This window comes from Legionella taurinensis (assembly GCF_900452865.1).
GTDB lineage: Bacteria > Pseudomonadota > Gammaproteobacteria > Legionellales > Legionellaceae > Legionella_C > Legionella_C taurinensis.
Map to the genome: position 1 here is coordinate 1999702 of NZ_UGOZ01000001.1, position 23743 is coordinate 2023444.

Here is a 23743-nt window from a genome sequence, read left to right on the forward strand (position 1 = left end):
ATTTATAAGAAGCAAACAGTACATTAATTCGAGGTCATACCCGATTTAAAACCAGCAAAACGATAAAAATTACTAAAAACAAGAAGAATAATATTTTAGCAATTTCCGTTGCTGTTGATGCCACTCCCCGGAAACCAAACAAACCCGCGACAATGGCAATCACCAGAAAAACAAGAGCCCAATATAACATGGTTCACTCCTTAATTTAGTGTCTTCTGAATCGTTTCAATTGCTTGTCGATTTCGTCTTTGGTATAACCGTAATGTTTCGTTAGCTTGCCATAAATCTCTTGATTGTCTCCTTCGATTTCAAGTAAATCATCATCCGTTAGCCTTCCCCATTTCTGTTTTATTTTGCCTTTCATTTCTTCCCAGCTTCCCTCAAATATTTCCTTATTCATTTTAATTCTCCGTTGGGTAAATTTTTATTAAAACCTAAGGAAAAAATAAAAATTATATTCCTCAATATATAAGAATAGTATTAACGAAATTGATTGTAAAATTTCATAATTTTAAGCACATAATTATTAAGTAATTTTTAAAAATATATTCAACTTGAATAAGGAATTCAGGCGACAAGAAAAAGAAAAAATAAGAGGCCTAAGGCCGTGTGGCCTCAGACTGTATTCCTGGGGATGAGCGGGTGGCTTTATTGCCTTTTAACGATCCAGTTCATCCCAGTCAAAATCACCATCGAGCTCGTCGAATTCTTCTTTGAGTCGTTTCCTCTCCAGACGTTCTTCGATTTTTTTTCGCAGGTGTTTTTTCCGATTTAACTCGTCAGTATCCTCTTCGAAAGAAAAATCGGTAAACGAGTAGCTGTCATCATCCTGCTCTTTGTGCAAGCTCATGTCGGCCTCCGTAATGATTCCACGTTATAAGTATAGTGCAAAGCGTGCCAATGATGAGGACTGAAAAAAAGAAGGCGGCGACCTGCCAGTCAGGCTATAATCAACGTCCTGTTGTCTTGCCATTGATTAGTTATGCTCAGTTACCAACACGGATACCATGCCGGAAATTTTGCCGATGTCATTAAACACGTCACTTTAACCCGGCTGATCGATTACCTGGTGCAAAAGGACAAGCCTGTTTTTTATTTAGAGACCCATTCCGGCCGCGGCCTGTATGATTTAAAAGACAGCCAGGCCAATAAAACCGCTGAATACAAACAAGGCATTTCCCTGCTTTGGGAAAAACAGCAGCAATTGCCGCCGGTTTTTCTCACCTACCTGAACCTGCTTAAAGCCCAGAACCCCACGCAGACGCTGCGTTATTATCCAGGCTCCCCGGCCATTGCCATTGCCCAATTCAGGAAGGACGATCGCTTGTTCTGCTGCGAACTCCATCCCCAGGAATTTGAACAGCTTAAGCAGTTAAAACGTCAGGGTAAACGGGTGTTCTTCAGCGAATCGGACGGCATCCATCAATTAAAGGCTCTGCTGCCGCCCCCCGAACGACGCGGCTTAATTTTTATTGATCCGGCCTATGAAATTAAAAGTGAATACAAACACATTCCGCAAGCCATCAAACAAACCTTACCCCATTTTTCCAATGGAGTTTATTGCCTGTGGTACCCTCTGGTGGATCATTATCATCATCAGCAATTGGTTAGAAATCTGGCTGAAATACCCGCAGCCAATACCCTGCGCGTGGAATTTAATTTGACTAAAGCCCAAAGCGGCGGCATGACCGGTTGCGGCCTGTGGATAGCCAATCCGCCCTATACCCTGGCCGGCGAAATGAAAGAAGCCCTGGATTACTTACAGTCCCTGTTTAATCCCGGCATTACTTCTTATTACATGGAATAACCCATAAGGAAAAAGCAGGATGATCATCGTTCCCATTCAGGCGTTTACGGACAACTACATCTGGCTTGTTGTCAATGAAGAGCAACACACAGCGATTAGTGTGGACCCAGGCGACAGTGGACCGGTTTTACATTACCTGAATGACAATCAACTGACGCTTGAGGCCATTGTATTAACGCATCATCACTTTGATCATGTGGGTGGTGTTGAAGGCTTATTGACCACCTGGCCAAACACGCCGGTTTACGCCCCTGACGATTCTCGCATTCCGGCGGTGACTCACCCCCTGCGTGAGGGCGATAGGCTCTGTTTTTCCAACATGACCCTGCAGGTTTTAAGCACAACCGGCCATACTTCGACCCACATCAGCCTGTATGATGAAGCACAAAACCTGCTTTTTTGCGGCGACACGCTGTTTTCTGCCGGTTGCGGGCGGGTGTTTGATGGCACGCTGGACGCCTTGCACGGTTCGCTGGCGCGCCTGAAAGCCTTACCAGACGCCACGCAGGTTTACTGCGCTCATGAGTACACACAACAGAATCTGCGTTTCGCAGCGAGTGTGGAACCGCAAAATGAAGAAATAACCCGTTACCTGGAGGAGCTCGATCAGCATGCCGGCCGCTGCACCCTGCCTTCAACGATGGCGAAAGAAAAAAAAATCAACCCCTTTTTGCGTACGCAGGAGCCGGCGGTGCTCGCCTATGTTCGCAGCCGGGGCCTCGCCAGCCAGGAGTCCCTGCTGGTGTTTCAGCAATTGCGGGAAGACAAGAATAATTTTAAGACTTAGCACGGCAAATTTACACTCTCTTGTCTTTCAACAAGGGATCAAATTGAGTATAATTTAACCTATTTCACTTCAGTGACAAAAAAATGGTTCGTAAATTCAGGCATATTGCATTTCTAGGTGATAGTTTATCCGATCGACGCACCATGGATCGCCGTAAACTGCTCGGTTTGATTCCCATGGATTATTTAAGCGGCCTGAAAAGCAAATCGCCGCGCGGCCGTTTCACCAATGGCTTTTTATGGGGTGATTTTGTCGCAGCCACCACCGTTGAACAGTTGGAAATTCAGCGTGCCCGTCGTCAAGAGAGGCTGCCTCACAGCGGCGCAGGGAATGCGGATTTGGCCGATGCCCTGCTCACCAATGATCATGGCTTTAAACGCCGAAATGAAAATGCCTTCTCTTTAAATGACGATTTGCATGTACTGTATGAAGGCCATCGCCTTGCGCGTTTTTACTGCGAAGGCGGATTAACGGCGCATGATTACTCCGATGAATTGACGCTGGATTTAGGCAAGGAAGGGGCTCGTCAAATTGTTTCTAACCTCGGCGCCAAACGGCAATCCCTGCTGGATGATGATGAGAAATACACCATCACGCAAGCTGAAAAAGAAGACACCCTCATCGTGGAATGGTCAGGCGCCAATGACCTGATTACGGTGAACGAAAAGCCCACCATGGAAGAAGCAGACAGGGCAGTCGATGCACGGATAGATAATGTAGAAAAACTGATCGCCCAAGGCTATCGCAATTTTGTCCTGTTTAATTTGCCTGATTTGTCATTAACGCCGCGTTATGCGAGAAAAGGCGGCGACGAACAAAAAAATGCCAGACTCCTGTCCCTGTATTTCAACAAGCAACTGGACAAGCGATGCCAACAGCTGAAGGAAAAATACGCCAAACTTAATCCGCCGATTTTCCTTGACGTGTTCGACGTCTGCACCCTTCTGCAGCAAGCCTATGACGATCCGAAAAAATACGGTTTTGATAAGGATAAATTAACCACGCCGTTTACTGAATCGGAAGCCTTCAAAAAGGAACAGAAGGACCCTGTCGACACCCAAAAACACATCTCGCCCTCCAAAGGGTACATGTTCTGGGATGATGTCCATCCCACCGCCGACATGCACGCCTACCTGGCTGAAACATTTGAACAGCAGTATGAAGACAAGCTTAGGATTGAACCACCGGCTTCGCAGCATGAGGGCAAAAAAAGAGAAGAGCAGCGGTATTTGGATCAATGGGAGTTGGATAGACCCGAGAAAGCCCTGCCTCGCAATGTTCTGCTCTTATTGAAATCCTTAAATGAGCATGCAGAGACGCTGATGAACTCTTCTTCTTTGCTTCGCCGTTCGAAAGGGGAGCACCTGCATGGACTTTATCATCGTATTCTCCAGGCAAAAGGCGATTTGGAAACCATTACAGACACATTGTCCGCTCTGCGCAAAAATAAAGACAAAATGAAAATCATCGAAACGCATAAAAATCCCATTTATGATTTTTTTGCCCGCAAACACACCACCCACTCCGAAGATCTTGTTAAAGCCCTCGAAAAGGCTGTGGACGATGCCATCCAGGCGCATGATAGCCGCGATGAGGAAAAGGAAGGTCACGCTCTGCACTAGGTTCCTGGCCTAACCCAACGCAACACACGTCATTGACGGGGAGGTAGGACGTTTGGGTAAGTCGGCAAAGTCAGCCGAACGATTGCTAAATTGACAGCGTTAGACGCTGATTGACGGTCTTCTTATTCACAGAGGGTTATACTGCCCCCTGCCGTTTTCTTCAGGTAACCGCTACAGCCATCAGATGCTGTAGCGGTTTAAGACTAACTACTTTAATCAAAGAGCTTGTATGTTTTGTGCTTGAGGGCCTTTGGCTCCTTGCGTCACAATGAATTGAACTCGTTGACCTTCTGTGAGGGTTTTAAAGCCAGAGCTTAAAATTTCTTTAAAATGAGCAAAGACGTCCGGGCCGGAATCTTGCTCAATAAAACCAAATCCTTTAGCTTCGTTAAACCATTTAACGACTCCGTTTACTGTTTTAGACATAAGTATCCTTAAGTGTTTATTGTAATGCCTGTAAAGGCGAATTTAGCCGGAAACAAGAATTAAAAACTACCGAACGAGGGATTAAATGAATAAAACGATCGATTTGGAGAGTGTAAAATAGACATTTTCTAGCTTGTTCTAAAGTACTACTTTTTAGGGTTAAAAGTCAACCTTATTCGCTGAAATAGTTTTTGTTGTGATTTGGCCCTGGCTTTTCCTTGCATCGACGAAATCCCTAGTCTGTTCAAACTGCATCGCCATTTTTTGCAAAATCGATTTGTCTATTTGTTATTCATTATGAATAAACTCAATGAACAAAAGAATCAATTAAAACCTATTCGGTTAATAAATCAGCAAAAAGGGTTTATTGCCGGGCCATAATTTAGTACACTGGCAAGCCAATAATTAATAACAGGCTTTTGCATTGAAGTATAAGGCATCAATTGTTACGAGATTGTTTCTTTTATTTTCAATCTGTTGCAGCATGTTCACTGCTGCTTTCGCCAGCGCCATCCCCTCGGTCTGGGATGTGTTACGTGGCCAATTAAAACTCAATCATGAAGTGACTCAACCCGAAGTTCAGGCGCAATTGCGCTGGCTTATTTCACATCCCAGCTACCTGCAAAAGCTGGCGCGCTCCGAACCTTACATTTACCACATCGTCACGGAAATCCGTAAACGCAACATGCCAGGCGAAATTGCCCTGCTGCCCATGATTGAAAGCGCTTACGACCCCTTTGCCTATTCAGGGGCCGGGGCAGCCGGCTTATGGCAGCTCATGCCCGGCACCGGTAATAACCTCGGATTAAAACAGGATTGGTGGTTTGATGCCCGCCGCAGTATCCGCCCTTCCACTGATGCGGCGTTGAATTACCTGACCTACCTCAACAAATACTTTAACGGCAACTGGATACTGGCGATTGCTGCCTATGATTCGGGCGAAGGCACCGTCTCCAAAGCCATCAAGAACAGCGGCCAATCGCGCAATGTCCGTTTCTGGAATTTGCCGGTACCTGAAGAAACGAGGGCCTATGTCCCCCGCCTCCTCGCCCTGGCTGAAATTATTAAATACCCGCAACGTTACCATGTCACCCTGCCGGATATCCCGCACACGCCCTATTTTGAAGAAGTGAACATTGGCAGCCAGATTGACTTAAGCCATGCCGCCAAACTGGCAGGCATTTCCTACAACGACCTGATTAAATTAAATCCCGGTTACAACCGCTGGGCGACAGCACCTTATAAGCCATTCAAGTTATTGATTCCAGCCGACAAGGTGGCTTATTTTAATCGCAACCTCGCGTTGGTTCCTCAGGAAAAACGGGTAAGCCTGACCCGCCACCAGGTAAAAAACGGCGACAGCCTCAATTCCATTGCCCAGCGCTATTTCACAACGGTTAAAATGATCCGCGAACTGAATCAACTGCATTCAGAGAAATTAAAGGCAGGACAATTCCTGTTAATCCCAAGCAGTAAAAACACCAGTGTCGCGGCCTCCAAACGACCGACCGTGCTGAATACCCCCGACACGCCGTCAACCACCCAGACCTATAAAGTGCTCCATATTGTCCAGCCCGGTGACAGTTTCCACAGCCTTGAGACCAAATACAATGTGGAGGCCGCGGAAATACGCCGCTGGAACAAAATTCCAGGTCATGCCCTGTTGCGTAAAGGGCAGCAATTAATCATCTGGAAACGTGTGGTTAAAGCCGGCGTTTACACGGTGAAAACGGGCGATAACTTAAGCCGCATCGCCCAACGCTACAATACAACCGTGGCTAAGCTGACGCGTTTAAACCCGCACATCAACAGCCGTCTGCTTAAGCCGGGTCAGAAATTAATTCTCGGCTAGTTCGTACCCGGGGAAAAAGGCTGACGCGCCTGTGAAATATCAGGCGCCATTTTTAGTTTATACAAAAACACCCGCTTGAAATTGTTAAAGCCTTCTCCCGTTTTTGCCGAAGTCTCAAGGGCCATGCTGTCGCTGTTATTCCCTGGCAATTTCTCATCGGCTTTGGTACCGACGATCATCCGGCTGGCCTGTGGGAAAAAACGCTCGGCATAAGCCCGGCCGGTGTTACAGGCCTGATTAAAATGGGGCGAGGACAAATCACCCAGAATGAGAATTAAATCGTACTTTTCCTTTCCCTGAGGTGAAGCCATTGCGGTTTCATCCAGGTCCTGATTCAAATCAAACACAATGGCGATGTTTTCATCCTGATCCGTCAGTTTTAACGTGGAAAACCGCCCTGTATCCTGCACCCATAAATTATCTTTGTAATAGAGTAGAAAGGCTCTTTTCCCACAAGCCTCCTCCCCCAGTACCAGGACACGCCTGGTTGGACTCTTATCAACAAAAAACCCCATAGTTCAATTCCTTAAGGCAAAAATAAACAACAAACAGGCCGTGGGATTCTTATGCCAGCCTGCACGCTCGCTGATAAAAAATGTGTAATTATTATACAATAATAGTACTTAATGGACGCTTTGACAGTAAAACAGAAGGATTTAATACGGAAGACGCTAAAACACCGTAAAGAAAAGTAAATATAGGCAAACTTCCTTGCAAGTTGCAGTTAAATGGTGTGTTATACTTAATGATAACTTAACTGCCTGTAAAAATTAGCAAACACCCATGAAATTATTGTTTGACTTTTTTCCCATACTTCTGTTCTTTATTACTTATAAGCTGTATGGCATCTATTATGCTACCGCTGTCGCAATGCTTTCTTCCTTAATCCAAGTTATCTTCTTCAGGCTCAAGTACCAGCGCTACGAAAAAATGCATCTGATAGGCCTTGGCGTTATTTTTATTTTAGGCGGCGCCACCCTGATTCTTCACGACCCCTGGTTTATTAAATGGAAACCGACCGGGATTTATTGGTTGACTGCCCTGGTTTTTTTAGGCTCACGCTTCATCGGCAGCCGCACGCTGATCCAGAAGATGATAGAGCATAACATCAAGCTGCCCATGCAGACCTGGTATCGGCTGAACTACGCCTGGGCCGGCTTTTTTATACTGATGGGCATTTTAAATCTTTACGTGGCTTACCATTACAGCACGGATGTCTGGGTCAATTTCAAATTATTCGGCGGCGCGGGATTAACGTTGCTGTTTGTGTTTCTACAGGCTATTTATTTAAGTCGGCACCTTATCGAGAAGGAAGACGAAAACCAACCCTCCAGGGACTCCGGGAAAAGTCTGCCATAACATTTGGAGCAAACCATGAGATTGCTACTGGTCGAAGATGATGAATTGCTGGGTGATGCAGTCAAGGCGGGCCTGACCCAATTTGGCTACATTGTGGACTGGCTTAAAGACGGCGAGGCTGCCCGCGCCGCTGTAAAAGCTGAATCATTCGAATTGATTATTTTGGACCTCGGTTTACCCAAGTTATCCGGTCTTGGGTTTTTACAGGCCATTCGCAACGAAGGCAACGCAACGCCTGTGATCATTCTGACGGCACGTGAATCAATAGAAGACAGAGTGAAGGGGCTGGACAGCGGCGCCGATGATTACCTGATCAAACCCTTTGATTTAAATGAATTGAGCGCCCGGGTACGGGCCCTGGTTCGACGCTCGACTGGCCGTGCCGATTCCGTACTGCAGTACCGCAATGTCACGCTTGATCCGGCTGCTCATAGCGTGTATGTCGATGACACCATCGTCAATGTCCCCCGTCGCGAATTTGCCTTGTTGCAGAAGCTCCTGGAAAACAGCGGTCAGGTCCTCTCCAGAGAGCAATTAATGCAAAGCATCTACGGCTGGGATGAAGACGTCGACAGCAACGCGCTGGAAGTTCATATTCATAACCTGCGTAAGAAGCTCAATGCCAATTTCATCCGGACGATACGCGGTGTAGGGTACATGGCTGAAAAAAACGAGAGTAACTGACGTCTGTGAAATCCTCAATACGCAAGTTTTTATTGATCAATCTTCTGTTGGCTATCACGATCACGACGACGTTAACTGCCATTGGGAACTATTACCTCGATCAAAAAGACATTCAGGAGCACCTCGATACGCTGATGGCGATTTCCGCTTTATCCTATCAGGCCCTGCTTGGGGATGATCTGCATGAGCGCCCCCTGGTGAAAATTCAGAATAACCTGGAAATTATTCCACAGAAAATTGAAAATTATTACCAGCGGCGTTTTTTAAACGATCTACCGCCTAAAAACTACCTTGATAAATTTAACTTTCAGGTCTGGACCAACGGCGGAAAATTGCTCCTGCATTCGTCCACCGCCCCTAAAATTCCTTTAACCGCTGAAGAGGACGGGTTTAGCGACAAATACCTTTCGGATCAAAAATGGCGGGTATTTACCACCTACAATGACAAAGCCGGCATACGCACCGTACTGGCCGAACGCTATGATACCCGCAACGAATTGGGGCATCGTATCGCCCAGGATGATCTCTACATCATGTTGCTGACCTTCCCGCTCTCCGGCTTGCTCATCTGGATCATTATCGGCCGCGGTTTAGATAGCCTTGATCGCGTCGCACAGGAAGTGGCTAACCGCGCCCCAACCCATTTAAAACCCGTGGATCTGGAAGAAGTTCCCGAAGAAATCAAACCCGTTATTGATGAATTGAATAAATTGTTTTATCGGCTGCAGGAAGGCTTTGAGCGCGAGAAACGCTTTGCCGCTGACGCAGCCCATGAATTACGGACCCCGCTTGCCGCACTTAAAGCCCAAGCTCAGGTGGCTTTAAATACCAATGATCTTGAAGAAAAAAACCTGGCTTTGCAGAAGCTCATTGCCAGTGTCAATCGCAGCACGCACATTGTGCAGCAGCTTTTAACCATGAGCAAACTGGTTCCTGAGGCCAATTCGCTGAATGACATTGATGCAGTCAATCTGGTCAAAATTACTCGTGAAGTATTAGCTATGCTGGCGCCCAGTGCGGTCGAAAAGCAGATTGAGCTGGAGTTTGAGCATGAGGAGAACCTGCCTGATTTTGCCGGCAATCTGACAGCCATCAGTATTCTTATTCGCAACCTGGTTGACAATGCCATCCGCTATTGCAAGGATGCCGGCAAGGTGCTGGTGCAGGTTTACCAGAAAAACGACGACATCGTGCTTCAAGTCTCTGATAATGGTCCGGGTATACCCAGTGAATTGCAGTCGCGTGTTTTTGAACGATTTTTCAGGGTGTTAGGGAACAAAAGTCCAGGCAGCGGACTGGGTCTTGCCATTGTCAGACAAATTACGGATCTCCACGGCGGCAAAGTGGAACTGGATTCACCCAAAGAAGGCACGGGCCTCATTGTCCGGGTTTATTTTCCCCTGCATCAGGACAATCCAAAAGAGCAGTTTACAGAATGATGGCCCCAGGCCAACCTTCCGCTGAAGCGGAACGTTAGCCTGACCCCGCAGACTGGCAGTTAAGCCCTCACCGCAAGAAGCTGCAGGGCTTGGCGAATCAACTGTTCGCAGTTTTTTGTGCCGTCATCGATTTTTTTAATGACTTTCACAGCATCCTGATTTTTATAGCCCAATGCCTCAAGCGCACTGATGGCTTCCTGTTGATCATGGTGCAGACCGCCCGCTGATTTTGAGGTAAACAAATGAAACGACTCGACATTCGCCAAATGACTGAGATTGTCTTTCATCTCCATGACTAAACGCTCTGCTGTTTTTTTGCCAATGCCTGGGATATGAGTCAATTGCAGGGTATTGTTCTGATGGACACATTGAATAAATTCAAGGGGCGTAATGCTTGAAAGGATACTCAGTGCCACCTTGGGGCCAATGCCGTTAACCTTGAGTAAAGCCCTGAACAGAGCCCGTTCCTGCTTATCCGCAAAACCATAAAGCAACAGGGCATCTTCGCGCACAATGGTATGAATGTGCAAATCCAGCAGGCCTTCTCTGGACTCCACTTCAAAAAAAGTAGGCAACGAGGTTTCAATGTCGTACCCCACGCCATTAACATCGAGGACCATTTTTCCTGGATGTTCCTTATCAATAATTTTTCCCTGCAGCCAGCCTATCATTGCTTTACCCTCCTGAGCTGTTTCTGTTGACGTCCCACTAAACTTTGACGCCAGTGGCTGTGGCAAATGGCAATAGCCAGGGCATCTGCCGCATCGCTTTGCGGCGAACTGTTTAACATCAGCAAATGAATCACCATTTGTTTGACCTGATCCTTGGTGGCGCCGCCATACCCTACAAGCGCCTGCTTCACCTCACGCGGCGAATATTCACTGATTTTTACTCGATGGGAAGCCGCAGCCACCATGGCGGCCCCCCGCGCATGCCCCAATTTCAATGCCGAATTAGGGTTTTGATGCATAAACACCTGCTCAATGGCCACTTCATCAGGGCTGAAATTATCCATTAGCAGGCAGACGCCGTCAAAGATTTCCAGCAAACGCTCGCTTAACTCGCCGTCTGCCGTGCGTATGCAACCGCTGTCGACATACGTAATACGCCGCTTTTCCTCCCGGATGATCCCGTAACCCGTGACACGAGAGCCCGGATCAATGCCTAGAATGATGCTCATCCGGCCATTGATTCCAGTAAAGCCTCCGGAAACTGGGCATTGCTGTGGACTTCCTGTACGTCATCCAAATCTTCCAGCATGTCAATCAATTTAATCAGGGTTTCAGCGGAATCGTTATCGATGGTCACCAGGGTCTGCGCATTCATGGTTAAGCCGGATTGTTCAATCTCATAACCGGCTTCCTGCAGGGCATGAAGCACTGCATGATAGGTTTCCGCACTGGTGATTACTTCGATTTGTCCATCCTCAACCAGTACATCGTCGGCGCCTGCCTCAATGGCGAGCTCCATCACCGCCTCTTCGGGTTGACCGGCAGCCAGCAGGATGGAACCCTGCTTGGTGAAAAGATACGAAACGGAACCGTCAGTACCCAGATTACCGCCGTGTTTGGTGAAGGCATGCCGCACCTCAGACACCGTGCGGTTTTTGTTGTCGGATAAGCAATCAACCAGAATGGCCACACCACCCGGGCCGTAACCCTCGTAGCGCATTTCCATCATGTTTTCACCGTCTAAACCGCCTGCCCCGCGTTTAATGGCATTGTCGATGGTGTCACGTTTCATGTTGGCTTTCAGTGCTTTAATCACTGCGTCGCGAAGGCGCGGATTCGATGATTCATCACCGCCGCCCATTCTAGCCGAAACGGTAATTTCACGGATTAATTTAGTAAAAATTTTCCCGCGTTTGGCGTCCTGAACACCTTTCCTGAATTTGATATTCGCCCATTTACTATGACCGGCCATCGCCTTTACCTCTATACTGTCAAATAGTCAAATTATACCTTGTTCGGGAAATAAAAAGAACGGGAGACTGAATGAAACTCGACAAGCTTATTTGCTTCAGGCTATGCTAGTGACCTATTTTGCAAGGGAGGAGGCATTGAGTGTATCTCGCAGGCTTTGGCAACTTTCATCAAACGGAAGCAATCCCCGGTTCTTTACCGAAAGAACAGAATTCGCCTCAGGAATGTCCTTTTGGTCTTTACGCCGAACAATTAAGCGGCAGCGCTTTTACCAGGCCCCGTCACCTCAACCTGCGAAGCTGGCTCTATCGCACAGCGCCGTCGGTTATTCAGGGCGATTACATTCCTTATCGGGAAAAACCCTTAGTCCACTTCGATACCCTGCAACCCCCCAACCCGTTTCGCTGGTCGCCCTTTCCCTCACCGGACGCGCCGACGGATTTCGTTGACGGGCTTTTTCATTTAGCCGGCAATGCCAGTAACAATGCGTTTCTTTACCAGTGCAACCGCTCCATGCACCAGCGTTATTTTTATAACAGCGATGGTGAAATGCTGTTCGTCCCCTACCTCGGTGATCTGCTGCTTCACACGGAATTTGGCAAGCTGTCCATAGGACCGGGTAAAATTGCGGTCATCCCCCGCGGGGTTAAATTCCGGGTGGAATTAAACAGTCCACTGGCCTCAGGTTACCTGTGTGAGAATGCCGGTATGCCGCTTACCCTGCCGCAGCTAGGCCCAATTGGCGCCAACGGCCTGGCTAATCCCCGTCATTTTCTATACCCCTGCGCTGATTATGAGGAACGGCATGACGAGGTGAAATTGATTTGTAAATACCAACACCGTCTCTGGGCTGCCGACAGCAACCACTCGCCGCTCAATGTGGTCGCCTGGCAGGGAAATTACGCACCCTACAGTTACGATCTTTCTTTATTCAATACCATCAATACCGTCAGTTTTGATCACCCCGATCCGTCTATTTTTACGGTGTTAACTTCCGAAAGCCACCTGCCCGGCATTGCCAACCTGGATTTTGTCATTTTCCCACCGCGATGGATGGTGGCCGAACACACCTTCCGCCCGCCCTACTTCCACCGCAACATCATGAGTGAACTCATGGGATTAATTCAGGGCGAATACGATGCTAAACCGGATGGTTTTTTGCCAGGCGGCGTCAGCATTCATAATTGCATGACCGCGCATGGGCCAGATAATACCGCCTATCAACAGGCGATTAAGGACCCGTTAAAGCCGGTGCAATATAAAAACACCTTGGCTTTTATGTTTGAAACCAACGAAACCTGGCTGATAAACCCAACGGCCATGGCGCATCCGGCAAGACAAAGGGACTATACCGAGTGCTGGCAAACCCTGCCATTCGCTTACACATCGTAACGTTTGGGGAGCGCCTTCCTCCTTTGTCAGGAATAAAAAAACCCGGCGGATGCCGGGTTTATAATCTGTCTAAAAATTAAAATAAATCTTCCTGGGTTAAACCCACCCTCTCCAGTAACCCGCGCAGGGTTTTTAAGGCTTCCACCTGAATTTGCCGCACGCGCTCACGCGTTAAATCAATCTCTTTGCCGACATCTTCCAGTGTCGCTTTTTCAAAACCCCGTAAGCCAAAGCGGCGGGCAATCACCTGCTGCTGGTTTTCGGTCAATTTATCGAGCAAAGATTCAATGTGGGCACGCAGATTTTCATCGGTCAACAGTTCCGCCGGGTTCATGCTGTTTTCATCAGCAATGGTATCCAGCAGGGATTTGTTTTCATCGTAACCAATGGGCGTGTCCACCGACGCGACTTTGTCGTTTAGACCCAGTAATTTTTCGACGTCCTCCAGGGGTTTATCCACCATTTCAGCGATTTCTTCGGCGGATGGCTCGTGATCCAGTTTTTGCGTCAACTGGCGGGCGGCGCGAAGATAGACATTCAGTTCTTTCACCACATGAATAGGCAATCGAATGGTACGGGTCTGATTCATGATTGCCCGTTCAATCGTTTGGCGAATCCACCAGGTTGCATAGGTGGAGAAGCGAAAACCGCGATCCGGATCAAATTTTTCCACCGATTTCATCAGCCCGAGGTTGCCCTCTTCGATTAAATCAAGTAAAGGCAACCCCCGATTCAAGTATCGCCTCGAAATTTTGACCACCAGACGCAGGTTGGATTCAATCATTTTTTTCCGTGCGGCGGCATCCCCTTTGAGCGCGAGGCGCGCATAATGCACTTCCTCTTCGGCAGAAAGCAGCGGCGAAAAGCCGATTTCGCTCAGATAAAGCTGAGTGGCATCCATGACTTTGGCTGCCTGCCGGCCGCGTTGAAAACTGGGAAAGGTCTCTTCGTCCGAAAAATCGGGTTGCTCTTCTTCCTCGTTGGCTACCAGATCGTCCTCCAGGAGCAACGACTCGTCAGCAGACTCTTCCCAATCCTCTTCGGGAACCGCTGTTTCTTTTGTAGAATCGTCTTCAGTCTGCATGATTTCACCTATTGTGTTTAAATCGATACAAAGAAGAAACACTTGTCCTATTGTTGCAACACTGGCCTGTCCGCTGTCAACCTCGTCGCAAATAACTCATGGGATTGACAGGTTGGCCTGAACGGCGGATTTCAAAGTGCACGCCAAAAAATTTCCTGTCTATAATTCCCATGTCGGCAATTATTTGCCCGGCTTTAACCCGTTGACCTTCTTTTACCCGATTATGAAGATTATTGCCGTATGCCGTTAAGAATTGCCCGTCATGCTTAATGATAATTAAATTACCATAGCCTGAGAGTCCACTGCCTGCATAAGCAACAACTCCATTCGCAGAAGCACGAACCAGGTCGCCTTTTTTACCAGCAATATCTATGCCTTTTTTTCCCTGTTGGGGCACGAAACCGGTCACAACTCGCCCTTGAGCAGGCCACTGCCATGCACCGCCGTACCCTCGAGGGGTTGAAAACCACCCTCGTTTCACGGGCGTTGCGTATTTCTTCCTGTCCGGTGCCGGTTGCCAGCGTTTGATCGCGGGCGTTGTTTGCCGATAAGAATAGGGTTTACTTCTTTGAGTATAAACTGATTTCCTAATCCTCAACACCTGCCCGACCCGCAAGGCATACGGGCTTCGCAACCGATTATAGGCAGCAAGCTGCCTGAAATCGGTATCGTAGCGAAAAGCCACGGCATACAATGTTTCGCCAGGACGGACAATGTGAGTCCCTTGAGAGTTAATATGGGGTTGCCATTTTAATTCTTCAACAGGCGCCAGATCAGTTCGTTCGCCGCACCCTGCAAGCATTACACTAATCAACAACAGAAAAAGCTTGCGCATGATCACTCTCAGACAATGTATTTCGCCACGATAAACCCAAGCACGATAAGCAATACCACCAACCAACCCAGCCAATCAATGATTGGCCTGAGTTTAGTCTCAATACGGTCACCCATGTAAAACAAAATGCCGGACACTAAAAAGAACCGCAGCCCCCTGCCTAAAAACGAGGCCAGTACAAAAGGCAGAATGGCCATATGCAGAGCGCCTGCCGCAATGGTGAACAATTTATAGGGGATAGGAGAAAAACCAGCGATAAAAATAATCCATAACCCATAGACTTTAAACAGATCCACCACGTGCAGGTAACTGTGATAATAGGAAGAGCCGTTTAGCCAGTGAGACAGCACCTCAATACCAAAAAAGCCAATCAGGTAGCCAAACAGCCCGCCCAGTACTGAAAAAATCGTGGTAATCAGGGCATAACGCCAGGATTTTTCCGGGGCAGCCAACCCCATGGTGATTAGCATCACATCCGGTGGGATGGGAAAAAAAGACGATTCGGCAAACGAGACGCCGGCTAAATAGTAAGGCGCATGACTGTGCCCCGACCAGCGAATCATTTTGTCATATAAATAGGAAAAAATGCGAATTAGTCCCAATTGATGCCATCCACCCAATTTGATAATTGATCAAAGACTTTGTAATGGGTCATGTCCAGATTTAAAGGGGTTATGGACACAAAACCCTGGCTTATCGCATAAAAATCAGTTCCAGGTCCGGCGTCTGCCTCAGAGCCTGGCAAGCCTACCCAATAAATGGGACGCCCGCGAGGATCGTTTTGCTTAATCATCGGTTCAGCGCCATGGCGCGTGCCCAGGCGGGTGACTTCGATGCCCTTAATCTGCTGCAGCGGCAAATCCGGAATATTAACATTCAAAATCGTCTGCAGCGGCAACATGTCTGCCTTAATTTTAGTCACTAATTGCCGGGCAATCACGGCGGCCGTGTCATAGTGCTGGATATTGCCGTTTCCTGCCATCGAAAAGGCAATGGCCGGCAATCCCAGGTACCGCCCTTCCATCGCGGCAGCCACCGTGCCTGAATAAAGAATATCATCCCCCAGATTGGACCCATCATTAATGCCGGAAACCACCATGTCCACCACATTCGGCTCAAGAAAGCCAGTGACGGCAAGGTGCACACAATCGGTGGGCGTACCTTCCACACAGTAATAGCCATTATCCAGTTGTTTAACCCGCAGGGGACGCGTCAGGGTCAGGGAATTACTGGCACCGCTGCGATTTCTGTCGGGAGCAACCACAAACACGTCGGCAATTGTCGCCATCTCATTGGCTAAAGCCCGAATTCCCGGACTGAATACCCCATCGTCATTACTAACCAGAATTTTCATTTCTACCCTTCCGGCGCTTCAAGCCATCTTACAATGGCCAGTAACTCGGCCAATTGCTGTTGATTTTTTTCAATGTCAGCCGCAAGTTTCGGCTGGTTGGGGTTTTGCTTAAGCAGAGCCTGTTGTTTGCCCAGCTCCTGCTGAAGGCTTAAGATACGGGAACCAAAACGTTGAGGATTGATTTGCAGTTGATAAGCCATCTGGCTGACCTCGGCAAACACCGGCTTTAATTCATCACAGCTTACGTGACGGGGTTGCTTTTCAGGGCAGGCTTTCATCACTTCAATCAATTCCGGCGGATTCAAACGGTAGTAGCGCTCATCATGAGCCGCGCAGGAGTTGAGCAAGAACATTGCCCACGCCATGACCACAAATCTCAACATCAGAAACCTCAGGTTCGCTCAATTAAAGAATGGATGTTAACACAGAGTGAAAGCCTTAGGTAAGATCTGACCCGGCGGCAGCGCCTGTCTGCGCGTTATCAGGACAGGCGATATTTTATGAGTCCCAGATTGAATAAATTTTAGCAATTCGTTAAGGTATAGCGATTTAAGCGGTGATGAAACATTATGCTGGACTTTAAAATTGTACGCGACGATGAGACAGGCGAACTCTTTATAGAAACCTCGATAACCGGTAAACCGTTATTAACCATTCCCCAACTCAATAAAAGCACGGCTTTTACCCAGGAAGAACGTCGTGCCTTTGGACTTTTAGGGAAACTGCCGCACCGCATCGAAACCCTCGATGAGCAGGTCAAACGCGCCTACCTGCAATACTCAGGCTACACTACCCGCCTGCAGCAGAATATCTACCTCAATAATCTGCATGATAAAAATCAGGTTCTTTTTTATAAATTACTGAGCCGTCACCTTGCCGAAATGCTACCCACCATTTACACCCCCATCGTCGGCACGGCGGTCAAACGTTTCAGCCATGAATACCGTCAGCCGCGTGGACTCTACATCGCCCATTCCGATAAAAACTGGCTTGAAGAAATTGTCACCAACCGCTCCAATCCCGACATTGATCTGATTGTGGTGACCGATGGCGAAGGGGTATTGGGTATTGGCGATCAGGGCATCGGCGGCATGGATATCCCCGTCGCCAAACTGATGGTTTACAGCCTCTGCGGCGGGATTGATCCAACACGGACACTGCCTGTGTTTCTTGACGTGGGGACGAATAACCAGGATTTACTCAATGATCCCATGTACCTGGGATGCCGCCATCCCCGCATCAATGCGGAGCAATACGATGCCTTTATTTCGGCCTTTGTCAGCACCATACGCCAGCATTTCCCCAATGCCTTCCTGCATTGGGAAGATTTTGGCCGCAGCAATGCCCGACGCATCCTCGATAAATTCCAGGATGAGCTATGTACTTTCAATGATGACATCCAGGGCACCGGCGCGGTCACTCTGGCGGCGCTGCTGGCCGCCTGCGATGTGACAGGCAAACCGCTTGAAGATCATTGCATCGTGGTCTTTGGCGCAGGTTCAGCAGGCACGGGCATCAGTGATCAGATTGTAGATGCCCTGATGCGGCGTGGATTAAGCGCTGAAGAAGCCTATCGCCGCTTCTGGCTTATCGATCGTCAGGGGCTTTTGCTGGAATACGACCAGGAACTGACTGAAGCGCAGCAACCCTATGCACGAAAAATGGCAGACGTGGCGGCATGGTCAATCAATGACCGGCAGCATCCGTCATTGACCGACACCGTCCGTCATGTCAAACCGACCATTTTAATCGGTTGTTCTGCTCAGCCCGGCGCTTTTTCGCAGGATATCATCGAAACCATGTCCAAAACCTGCGAACGTCCGATCATTTTCCCCCTGTCCAACCCGGATGAGAAATGCGAAGCCCAACCCGCCGACATTCTCGCCTGGAGTCAGGGACGGGCATTGATTGCAACCGGTACTGCCTTCCCCGCTGTGGAATACCAGAACCGCCTGGTGGACATTGCGCAGTGTAACAATGCTCTGGTTTTCCCGGGCATTGGCTTAGGGATTCTGGCGGTTGGCGCGTCCCGTTTATCAAAAGGCATGATTTGGGCAGCAGCCGAAGAACTCAGCGGACACTCTCCCAGTAAAAAAGACAGCTTCCTGCCCTTATTGCCCTCCCTGGACGATGCACAGACAGTGGCTAAAAACATTGCCGTGGCCGTTGCCAGAACAGCCATCGCCGAGGGCCTTGCTCAAAAAAATCAGGACTCCGATCTTGACCAGTTAATTCAGGAGATGTTCTGGGAACCCCGCTACCTTCCTTTTCGAAAAAAGGTCGCGCATAACGTGGGTGATTAAGTAAAGCCATGCTTTTTATTTTTGATTTTGATGGAACCATCGTTTCAGAAAATACCCATAATCTGCTGGCTGGCTCCTCGGGCAATCTCGAGGAGTTATGGCAAATCCTAAGCCGGATAGAACCGGTGGGAGGCGCTGAGATTTGGAAAGAAACACTGCAATTACTGCTTAAAAAAGGCCATCACGTGGCCATTGCTTCGTTCAACAGTTTTGGAGGCTTGCTTTTTCCACGTTACCTTAAGGAAGTCATTGGCCTTGAGTTATCTGAAGTCGACAGGATTTGTATCCATTCCTGGCTGCCATTCCCAATGCAGGGTAGCAATAAAACTCAGCACATCCAGGCCATTCAATCGGAACTGAATTATCAAGGTCCGACTTGCCTTATCGATGATGACGACAACAACCTCAAGGCGGCCAAATCACAGGGGCTTTTCACCATTCCCGCCACAGGAAAGCACCTGCTTGACGTTCAGAAGCTCGCCCTCAATCCCCCGAAACTCGGCCCATTCTTCCGCACCGTTCCTTTTTCTGATATCCCGCTGCTTAAGGCTTTTTGTTGCTACAAATAAATTAATATATCCTTAATGTTATTTTGTTAACCTACGGGTCCATTTGGTTTTATAAAGCGATGAGCATGTGAGCACCCCTTCCCGTGTCGTCATTGAAACAATAGAAAAAGACAGGCAGCTTATTCTGAAAGGCATCGCGACCTTGGCTAAGAATAAAACTGTCAATGTCCATGTGGTACCCAAAAATCCTGAGTTAACCCTGGTCAAGGTTTATCAACAGGATGAACCTGTCTATTTGTTACTGACTCAACGGCTTGGATCAGGTACTTTTGGCGAAGTATCCAAAGCCCTGTGTCTTGATGCTGAAACCGGCAACGTGATGCCTGAACCCGCCTATGCGGTTAAAATAACCGACTACTCCCAAGGGGGGACCGTGGCCGGCTCGGATCGCGAAAGCGCGCTCATGGAAGCCCAGGATGAACATCACCTGCTCGAAGGGCTTCATCGCTCCTTTGGTTTTTCCAATGGTACGCGCAAAAAAGAAGTCACGTATCAGGATGAAGACATCGGCACCCTAATTTATGAAGCCCAGGTCGAGGAGGCAGTTCTGGTCATGCCGCTTTATCCCGGCCATGACATGGGGCATAAAAAGCACAGGCACCGATTCAGTTTTGGTTCTCTAAGCACCTTGTGTCTTGGTGCAAGAATCGCTGAACAATTGGCTGAACTGCACAATCACGGCATTCTCCATACCGATTTAAAGCCTGATAATATCCTCTGGGATGCCAACGAAGGCCATGTCAATATTATTGATTTTAACCGGGCCAAAACACTCCCCCAAGGTCATACCCACATCCGGGTCAGCTACTCGTCCGACAAGCATTACATGGCGCCTGAAACGGAAACCGACAACGGTTATCTGTTTTCCAGGGCCAGTGACGTCTTTTCATTGGGCAAAATCATGGCTCAGCAGTTTAGGATGACCGATCACAGCGGCGAATCCCACAGCCTGTCTGACAAGCCATACTTAAGCTATGACGAATTACTGCTGGCCGAATTCATTAACCGCATGTGCCATCCACAAGAAGAAAACCGCCCGAACGCCACCGAATGCCAGCGTTTTTTCAGCCAATTGGCCGATAAAATCACCCTGGATATTAAGAAGCCGAACGATCCCTTACGGCTTCATCTCAGCAAACAATTAATTAAGCTCGAAGCCTACGCCAATGACCTCTGGCAGGCCTTTCAAAGTGAAAACGGCGTGAGTCGTGTCCTGTATCAGTTTTGCCTCATTGAGGATCGGGCAGCCCGGTATCAGGCGGTTATCAACGCCATCCGCATGGTTGTCACTGCCCTGTCGCAACATCCTGTCAACCTGGCGGCGCTTGGAACAAACGACGAACTGGCCATAAAAGATAAAACCTTTAATAGCCTGTTTACCCGCAAGAGCCAGTTCCAAACGTTGCTTGAGGACATCGCAGTCGAATCAGATAAAGCCGTGGCGACGCCGTCTCTCCAACTGAGCAGGGGCTAAGGCTTAAACTGAATAATGACTTGTTGTGTCGTTCCTTCCTTAGGCTCCCAGGGACGGGCATAACGAAAAGTCATGGTGCTGCTTTCCGGCAAGGCAACCCCCTCATTAACCGCGAAGGTAAAAACCATTTGTCCCCCGGCCCCGATCAATTTTGTTTGCGGCGCCACATACTGACTGCTCATCAGTTTAAACAGAGTTTGATCGTAGTTTTGTACTGTCCACTGATACCCCGTGGTGGGATTAGCCTGTAGCGTGACTTTAAATTGCTCTTCTCCGGCGGCGACATTCAAGGTCATGGCCGTGTTGTTGGCGGCGTGCGCAGCAAAACCCAGCATCAACAGGATCCCATGGATTAGTTTTTTCATGATTTCTCGCGTGGTTAGCGGTGCTTTTAAGTATACGCCTTAAATTCACAGTCATAAATGAATTTATCCTTGGACAATCCCCCGGTCTTAGGCACTATACTAATGATCATTCATCTGCCGCAAGGAGCATTATGAAAGCTGTAGGATACCAAAAAGCCGGGCCAGCCAATGTATTAACCGACATTGAATTACCAATCCCCACCCCCGGTGATTCTGATCTTTTAGTTGAAGTAAAAGCCGTGGCAGTTAATCCCGTTGACTGCAAAGTCCGCGTTAAAGCCAACCCGGAAGAAGGCGATTACCGCATTCTCGGCTGGGATGCCGCCGGGGTGGTCAAGAAGGTCGGCGCCAAGGTGTCGTTATTTAAACCCGGTGACGAAGTCTGGTATGCCGGTGATCTGATGCGGGCCGGTTGCAACAGCGAATACCATCTGATTGATGAAAATCTGGTGGGCAAAAAACCCAAAAGCCTGTCCTTCACCCAGGCTGCTGCCATGCCCCTGACCAGTCTCACTGCCTGGGAATTGCTGTTTGATCGCCTTGCCATTGATAAAGACGAAAAAGCATCCATTTTAATTACCGGTGCTGCGGGCGGCGTGGGGTCCATTCTGGTGCAGTTGGCGCGTCAACTGACGTCGCTGACTATCATAGGTACGGCCTCGAGACAGGAAAGCATCGACTGGATACTCAAGCAAGGCGGGCATTTTGTCATTGATCACACCCACCCCATGCTGGATCAACTCAATCATTTTGACATCAATCAGGTGGATTATGTCGCGAGCTTAACGCACAGTGATTCGCATGCGGAAGAATTGATCCGCTGCTTGAAACCGCAGGCGAAATTTGCCTTGATTGACGATCCGGTCAATCTCGACATTAAGCTGTTTAAATTAAAGAGCCTGTCCGTTCATTGGGAAATGATGTTCACTCGTTCGATGTATAAAACAGCGGATCGCATCCAGCAGCATACCATTCTCAATCAAATCAGCGAATTGGTTGATCAGGGCAATCTTCATACTACACTCAATGAAACCTTTGGACCGATTAATGCGGCTAACTTAAAGCGCGCTCATGAACTGATTGAAAGCGGCCGTTCCCGTGGCAAAATTGTATTAACGGGTTTTTAACCGGCAAACTGACAGAGAATTACTAGACTATTAATATAGCCTTTGGCAGCGGATACCAACCATGAAAACACGCGCAGTTTACATTGCAGGGAGTGCCCGCATTCCCTTTGTCAAATCGATGACTGATTACCGGGACGTACAAACCCAGGATTTAATGATTGCCTCCCTGCAACGGCTGGTCGATACCCTGCAGTTAAGCGGCCGAACCGTCGGCGACGTGGGCCTTGGGGCTGTCATTAACAGCTCCATGAACTGGAATCTGGCCCGAGAAGCCGTGCTGGGCACCACGCTCAATCCCGATACACCCGCTTATACCCTGCAGAGAGCCTGTGGTACAAGCCTGGAAACCACCCTACAAATTGCCTTGAAAATTGCCAATTATCAAATGGACGACGGCATTGCCGGCGGCGTTGATTCCAACAGTGACCTGCCGGTGATGTTTCGTCAATCCTTCACCCGCATTCTTCTGAAACTCAATGAAGCCAAAACGCCAATGCAAAAAATAAAGGCGGTGCTGTCGTTTAAACCCAGCCATTTTAAACCGCAATACCCCTCCGTCAAGGAACCCCGTACGGGCCTCTCCATGGGTGAGCACACTGAAAAAATGGTCAAGCAATGGCGGATAAGCCGTAAAGACCAGGATCAACTCGCCTGGGCCAGCCATCAAAAAGCCGCACGTGCCTATGACGAGGGGTTTTATGATGATCTGGTTTTTGATTTTAAAGGCTTACACCGCGATGGCACGCTTCGTCCAGACACCACGCTTGAAAAACTTGAAAAACTCAAACCCGCTTTTGACAAAACAGTGACAGGCACATTAACCGCCGGCAACAGCACGCCGCTGACTGATGGCTCATCGGCCGTGTATTTAGTCAGCGAAGACATCGCCAAACAACACCGTCATCCCCTGTTGGCCCGCTTCGTCGATGCGCAGGTTGCTGCGGTGGATTTTGTTCATGGCGAAGGATTGCTTATGGCGCCTACCCGTGCCGTGTATGAATTATTGTACCGCAATGGGCTCAAACTGCAGGATTTTGATTTTTATGAAATTCATGAAGCCTTCGCCGGTCAAGTGCTGTGTACACTCAAGGCCTGGGAATCCGAGGAGTATTGCCGCAATGTGCTGAGAGCAAAACAGGCCTTAGGTCCCATTGATCAAAGCAAAATGAACATCAAAGGTGGAAGTCTTGCGCTGGGGCATCCGTTTGCGGCCACCGGGACACGCATTGTCGGCACCCTGGCCAAATTACTGCATCAAAAAGGCTCAGGGCGCGGGTTGATTTCCATCTGCACCGCAGGCGGCATGGGCGTAGCGGCCATTCTGGAAGCCGTTTGAATAAGC

At 48.5% G+C, this 23743-nt stretch carries 27 protein-coding genes; 13 read left to right on the top strand and 14 right to left on the bottom strand.

Annotation, left to right across the window (positions count from 1 at the left end; all coding sequences use genetic code 11):
• Positions 1-34: 34 nt before the first annotated feature.
• The 3 genes from DYE45_RS09230 to DYE45_RS09240 all read right to left on the bottom strand — a co-directional run bounded on the left by DYE45_RS09230 (position 35) and on the right by DYE45_RS09240 (position 850).
• Positions 35-190: a DUF1328 domain-containing protein gene (locus DYE45_RS09230; protein WP_115300803.1), complete on the bottom strand. Its 156-nt coding sequence runs from the start codon at positions 188-190 to the stop codon at positions 35-37.
• 15 nt (positions 191-205) lie between these two features.
• Positions 206-400, bottom strand: a complete 195-nt coding sequence (locus tag DYE45_RS09235; RefSeq protein ID WP_115300804.1) for a CsbD family protein — start codon at positions 398-400, stop codon at positions 206-208.
• 258 nt (positions 401-658) lie between these two features.
• A complete protein-coding gene (locus tag DYE45_RS09240; RefSeq protein ID WP_108292784.1) occupies positions 659-850 on the bottom strand; it encodes a hypothetical protein in 192 nt (63 codons plus the stop codon).
• A 132-nt stretch (positions 851-982) separates the two neighbouring features.
• On the opposite strand from DYE45_RS09240, the gene DYE45_RS09245 reads away from it, so the two are divergent.
• From DYE45_RS09245 to DYE45_RS09255, 3 genes are all read left to right on the top strand, one after another.
• The gene (locus DYE45_RS09245; RefSeq protein WP_115300805.1) at positions 983-1807 is read left to right on the top strand and encodes a 23S rRNA (adenine(2030)-N(6))-methyltransferase RlmJ; all 825 of its coding nucleotides are present in this window, start codon (positions 983-985) and stop codon (positions 1805-1807) included.
• 19 nt (positions 1808-1826) lie between these two features.
• Positions 1827-2594, top strand: coding sequence for a hydroxyacylglutathione hydrolase (gene gloB, locus DYE45_RS09250; protein ID WP_115300806.1), 768 nt, complete (start codon positions 1827-1829; stop codon positions 2592-2594).
• 83 nt (positions 2595-2677) lie between these two features.
• Complete coding sequence (locus DYE45_RS09255; protein WP_115300807.1) at positions 2678-4216, top strand: SGNH/GDSL hydrolase family protein; 1539 nt, start codon at positions 2678-2680, stop codon at positions 4214-4216.
• Between the two features lie 216 nt (positions 4217-4432).
• Here the strand turns inward: DYE45_RS09255 and DYE45_RS09260 are convergent, their stop codons facing one another.
• Positions 4433-4642, bottom strand: a complete 210-nt coding sequence (locus DYE45_RS09260; RefSeq protein WP_058531393.1) for a cold-shock protein — start codon at positions 4640-4642, stop codon at positions 4433-4435.
• A 484-nt stretch (positions 4643-5126) separates the two neighbouring features.
• Between DYE45_RS09260 and DYE45_RS09270 the strand changes: the two genes are divergently transcribed.
• The gene (locus DYE45_RS09270) at positions 5127-6494 is read left to right on the top strand and encodes a lytic transglycosylase (RefSeq protein WP_108292793.1); all 1368 of its coding nucleotides are present in this window, start codon (positions 5127-5129) and stop codon (positions 6492-6494) included.
• Here the strand turns inward: DYE45_RS09270 and DYE45_RS09275 are convergent.
• Entirely contained in the window at positions 6491-7009 is a 519-nt protein-coding gene (locus DYE45_RS09275) for a hypothetical protein (protein WP_108292795.1), read from the bottom strand. The two genes, DYE45_RS09270 and DYE45_RS09275, sit on opposite strands and share 4 nt — an antisense overlap.
• 268 nt (positions 7010-7277) lie before the next feature.
• On the opposite strand from DYE45_RS09275, the gene DYE45_RS09280 reads away from it, so the two are divergent.
• The 3 genes from DYE45_RS09280 to DYE45_RS09290 are packed head-to-tail and all read left to right on the top strand — an operon-like array spanning position 7278 to position 9976.
• Positions 7278-7853 (top strand): septation protein A, encoded by a 576-nt coding sequence (locus tag DYE45_RS09280; RefSeq protein WP_108292797.1) that lies wholly within the window; start codon positions 7278-7280, stop codon positions 7851-7853.
• A 15-nt stretch (positions 7854-7868) separates the two neighbouring features.
• On the top strand, positions 7869-8537 hold the full coding sequence (locus tag DYE45_RS09285) for a response regulator (protein WP_058531389.1): 669 nt from the start codon (positions 7869-7871) through the stop codon (positions 8535-8537).
• Between the two features lie 5 nt (positions 8538-8542).
• Positions 8543-9976, top strand: coding sequence for an ATP-binding protein (locus tag DYE45_RS09290; RefSeq protein WP_108292799.1), 1434 nt, complete (start codon positions 8543-8545; stop codon positions 9974-9976).
• Between the two features lie 59 nt (positions 9977-10035).
• On the opposite strand, the gene ruvA is transcribed toward DYE45_RS09290, so the two are convergent.
• From ruvA to DYE45_RS09305, 3 genes are read right to left on the bottom strand one after another with little or no spacing between them, the layout of a single operon-like run.
• Positions 10036-10647, bottom strand: coding sequence for a Holliday junction branch migration protein RuvA (ruvA, locus tag DYE45_RS09295; RefSeq protein ID WP_108292801.1), 612 nt, complete (start codon positions 10645-10647; stop codon positions 10036-10038).
• Positions 10644-11156: a crossover junction endodeoxyribonuclease RuvC gene (ruvC, locus tag DYE45_RS09300; RefSeq protein WP_108292803.1), complete on the bottom strand. Its 513-nt coding sequence runs from the start codon at positions 11154-11156 to the stop codon at positions 10644-10646. Before ruvC ends, ruvA begins: the two co-directional genes overlap by 4 nt.
• Entirely contained in the window at positions 11153-11899 is a 747-nt protein-coding gene (locus DYE45_RS09305; RefSeq protein WP_115300809.1) for a YebC/PmpR family DNA-binding transcriptional regulator, read from the bottom strand. The genes ruvC and DYE45_RS09305 overlap by 4 nt, the downstream gene beginning before the upstream one ends.
• A gap of 140 nt (positions 11900-12039) precedes the next feature.
• On the opposite strand from DYE45_RS09305, the gene hmgA reads away from it, so the two are divergent.
• Positions 12040-13290 (top strand): homogentisate 1,2-dioxygenase, encoded by a 1251-nt coding sequence (gene hmgA / locus DYE45_RS09310; protein ID WP_108292807.1) that lies wholly within the window; start codon positions 12040-12042, stop codon positions 13288-13290.
• A 76-nt stretch (positions 13291-13366) separates the two neighbouring features.
• Here the strand turns inward: hmgA and rpoS are convergent, their stop codons facing one another.
• The 5 genes from rpoS to DYE45_RS09335 all read right to left on the bottom strand — a co-directional run bounded on the left by rpoS (position 13367) and on the right by DYE45_RS09335 (position 16916).
• Positions 13367-14374 (bottom strand): RNA polymerase sigma factor RpoS, encoded by a 1008-nt coding sequence (gene rpoS / locus DYE45_RS09315; RefSeq protein ID WP_108292809.1) that lies wholly within the window; start codon positions 14372-14374, stop codon positions 13367-13369.
• A 76-nt stretch (positions 14375-14450) separates the two neighbouring features.
• Positions 14451-15209, bottom strand: a complete 759-nt coding sequence (locus tag DYE45_RS09320) for a peptidoglycan DD-metalloendopeptidase family protein (protein WP_108292811.1) — start codon at positions 15207-15209, stop codon at positions 14451-14453.
• A gap of 8 nt (positions 15210-15217) precedes the next feature.
• Positions 15218-15772: a YqaA family protein gene (locus DYE45_RS09325; protein ID WP_207393864.1), complete on the bottom strand. Its 555-nt coding sequence runs from the start codon at positions 15770-15772 to the stop codon at positions 15218-15220.
• A 29-nt stretch (positions 15773-15801) separates the two neighbouring features.
• On the bottom strand, positions 15802-16563 hold the full coding sequence (surE, locus tag DYE45_RS09330; RefSeq protein WP_108292813.1) for a 5'/3'-nucleotidase SurE: 762 nt from the start codon (positions 16561-16563) through the stop codon (positions 15802-15804).
• Between the two features lie 2 nt (positions 16564-16565).
• A complete protein-coding gene (locus DYE45_RS09335) occupies positions 16566-16916 on the bottom strand; it encodes a hypothetical protein (RefSeq protein ID WP_108292815.1) in 351 nt (116 codons plus the stop codon).
• A 216-nt stretch (positions 16917-17132) separates the two neighbouring features.
• Between DYE45_RS09335 and DYE45_RS09340 the strand changes: the two genes are divergently transcribed.
• The 3 genes from DYE45_RS09340 (at position 17133) to DYE45_RS09350 (ending at position 20909) form a co-directional block, all read left to right on the top strand.
• On the top strand, positions 17133-18866 hold the full coding sequence (locus DYE45_RS09340) for an NAD-dependent malic enzyme (protein WP_108292817.1): 1734 nt from the start codon (positions 17133-17135) through the stop codon (positions 18864-18866).
• Positions 18867-18874: 8 nt separating this feature from the next.
• On the top strand, positions 18875-19435 hold the full coding sequence (locus tag DYE45_RS09345; RefSeq protein ID WP_108292819.1) for an HAD family hydrolase: 561 nt from the start codon (positions 18875-18877) through the stop codon (positions 19433-19435).
• Between the two features lie 67 nt (positions 19436-19502).
• Positions 19503-20909: a protein kinase family protein gene (locus DYE45_RS09350; RefSeq protein WP_115300810.1), complete on the top strand. Its 1407-nt coding sequence runs from the start codon at positions 19503-19505 to the stop codon at positions 20907-20909.
• Here DYE45_RS09350 and DYE45_RS09355 read toward each other — a convergent pair.
• Positions 20906-21274 carry a protease inhibitor I42 family protein gene (locus DYE45_RS09355; protein WP_207393863.1) on the bottom strand — a complete coding sequence of 123 codons (369 nt, stop codon included), beginning with the start codon at positions 21272-21274 and terminating at the stop codon, positions 20906-20908. The genes DYE45_RS09350 and DYE45_RS09355 overlap by 4 nt on opposite strands.
• 131 nt (positions 21275-21405) lie before the next feature.
• On the opposite strand from DYE45_RS09355, the gene DYE45_RS09360 reads away from it, so the two are divergent.
• Positions 21406-22401: a zinc-binding alcohol dehydrogenase family protein gene (locus tag DYE45_RS09360; RefSeq protein ID WP_115300811.1), complete on the top strand. Its 996-nt coding sequence runs from the start codon at positions 21406-21408 to the stop codon at positions 22399-22401.
• Between the two features lie 61 nt (positions 22402-22462).
• Positions 22463-23737: an acetyl-CoA C-acetyltransferase gene (locus DYE45_RS09365; protein ID WP_115300812.1), complete on the top strand. Its 1275-nt coding sequence runs from the start codon at positions 22463-22465 to the stop codon at positions 23735-23737.
• Positions 23738-23743: the final 6 nt, after the last annotated feature.

What these genes read in the sequence shown, in the direction of transcription:
- DYE45_RS09345 (WP_108292819.1), top strand. Translation starts at nt 18,875, where the DNA reads ATGCTTTTTATTTTTGATTTTGATGGAACCATCGTTTCAGAAAATACC.
- DYE45_RS09280 (WP_108292797.1), top strand. Translation starts at nt 7,278, where the DNA reads ATGAAATTATTGTTTGACTTTTTTCCCATACTTCTGTTCTTTATTACT.
- DYE45_RS09355 (WP_207393863.1), bottom strand. Translation starts at nt 21,274, where the DNA reads ATGAAAAAACTAATCCATGGGATCCTGTTGATGCTGGGTTTTGCTGCG.
- DYE45_RS09270 (WP_108292793.1), top strand. Translation starts at nt 5,127, where the DNA reads ATGTTCACTGCTGCTTTCGCCAGCGCCATCCCCTCGGTCTGGGATGTG.
- DYE45_RS09335 (WP_108292815.1), bottom strand. Translation starts at nt 16,916, where the DNA reads ATGTTCTTGCTCAACTCCTGCGCGGCTCATGATGAGCGCTACTACCGT.
- DYE45_RS09365 (WP_115300812.1), top strand. Translation starts at nt 22,463, where the DNA reads ATGAAAACACGCGCAGTTTACATTGCAGGGAGTGCCCGCATTCCCTTT.
- DYE45_RS09340 (WP_108292817.1), top strand. Translation starts at nt 17,133, where the DNA reads ATGCTGGACTTTAAAATTGTACGCGACGATGAGACAGGCGAACTCTTT.
- DYE45_RS09240 (WP_108292784.1), bottom strand. Translation starts at nt 850, where the DNA reads ATGAGCTTGCACAAAGAGCAGGATGATGACAGCTACTCGTTTACCGAT.
- ruvA (WP_108292801.1), bottom strand. Translation starts at nt 10,647, where the DNA reads ATGATAGGCTGGCTGCAGGGAAAAATTATTGATAAGGAACATCCAGGA.
- DYE45_RS09285 (WP_058531389.1), top strand. Translation starts at nt 7,869, where the DNA reads ATGAGATTGCTACTGGTCGAAGATGATGAATTGCTGGGTGATGCAGTC.
- DYE45_RS09245 (WP_115300805.1), top strand. Translation starts at nt 983, where the DNA reads ATGCTCAGTTACCAACACGGATACCATGCCGGAAATTTTGCCGATGTC.
- rpoS (WP_108292809.1), bottom strand. Translation starts at nt 14,374, where the DNA reads ATGCAGACTGAAGACGATTCTACAAAAGAAACAGCGGTTCCCGAAGAG.
- DYE45_RS09360 (WP_115300811.1), top strand. Translation starts at nt 21,406, where the DNA reads ATGAAAGCTGTAGGATACCAAAAAGCCGGGCCAGCCAATGTATTAACC.
- DYE45_RS09255 (WP_115300807.1), top strand. Translation starts at nt 2,678, where the DNA reads ATGGTTCGTAAATTCAGGCATATTGCATTTCTAGGTGATAGTTTATCC.
- DYE45_RS09230 (WP_115300803.1), bottom strand. Translation starts at nt 190, where the DNA reads ATGTTATATTGGGCTCTTGTTTTTCTGGTGATTGCCATTGTCGCGGGT.
- DYE45_RS09305 (WP_115300809.1), bottom strand. Translation starts at nt 11,899, where the DNA reads ATGGCCGGTCATAGTAAATGGGCGAATATCAAATTCAGGAAAGGTGTT.
- DYE45_RS09235 (WP_115300804.1), bottom strand. Translation starts at nt 400, where the DNA reads ATGAATAAGGAAATATTTGAGGGAAGCTGGGAAGAAATGAAAGGCAAA.
- DYE45_RS09275 (WP_108292795.1), bottom strand. Translation starts at nt 7,009, where the DNA reads ATGGGGTTTTTTGTTGATAAGAGTCCAACCAGGCGTGTCCTGGTACTG.
- surE (WP_108292813.1), bottom strand. Translation starts at nt 16,563, where the DNA reads ATGAAAATTCTGGTTAGTAATGACGATGGGGTATTCAGTCCGGGAATT.
- ruvC (WP_108292803.1), bottom strand. Translation starts at nt 11,156, where the DNA reads ATGAGCATCATTCTAGGCATTGATCCGGGCTCTCGTGTCACGGGTTAC.
- DYE45_RS09320 (WP_108292811.1), bottom strand. Translation starts at nt 15,209, where the DNA reads ATGCGCAAGCTTTTTCTGTTGTTGATTAGTGTAATGCTTGCAGGGTGC.
- DYE45_RS09260 (WP_058531393.1), bottom strand. Translation starts at nt 4,642, where the DNA reads ATGTCTAAAACAGTAAACGGAGTCGTTAAATGGTTTAACGAAGCTAAA.
- DYE45_RS09325 (WP_207393864.1), bottom strand. Translation starts at nt 15,772, where the DNA reads ATGATTCGCTGGTCGGGGCACAGTCATGCGCCTTACTATTTAGCCGGC.
- gloB (WP_115300806.1), top strand. Translation starts at nt 1,827, where the DNA reads ATGATCATCGTTCCCATTCAGGCGTTTACGGACAACTACATCTGGCTT.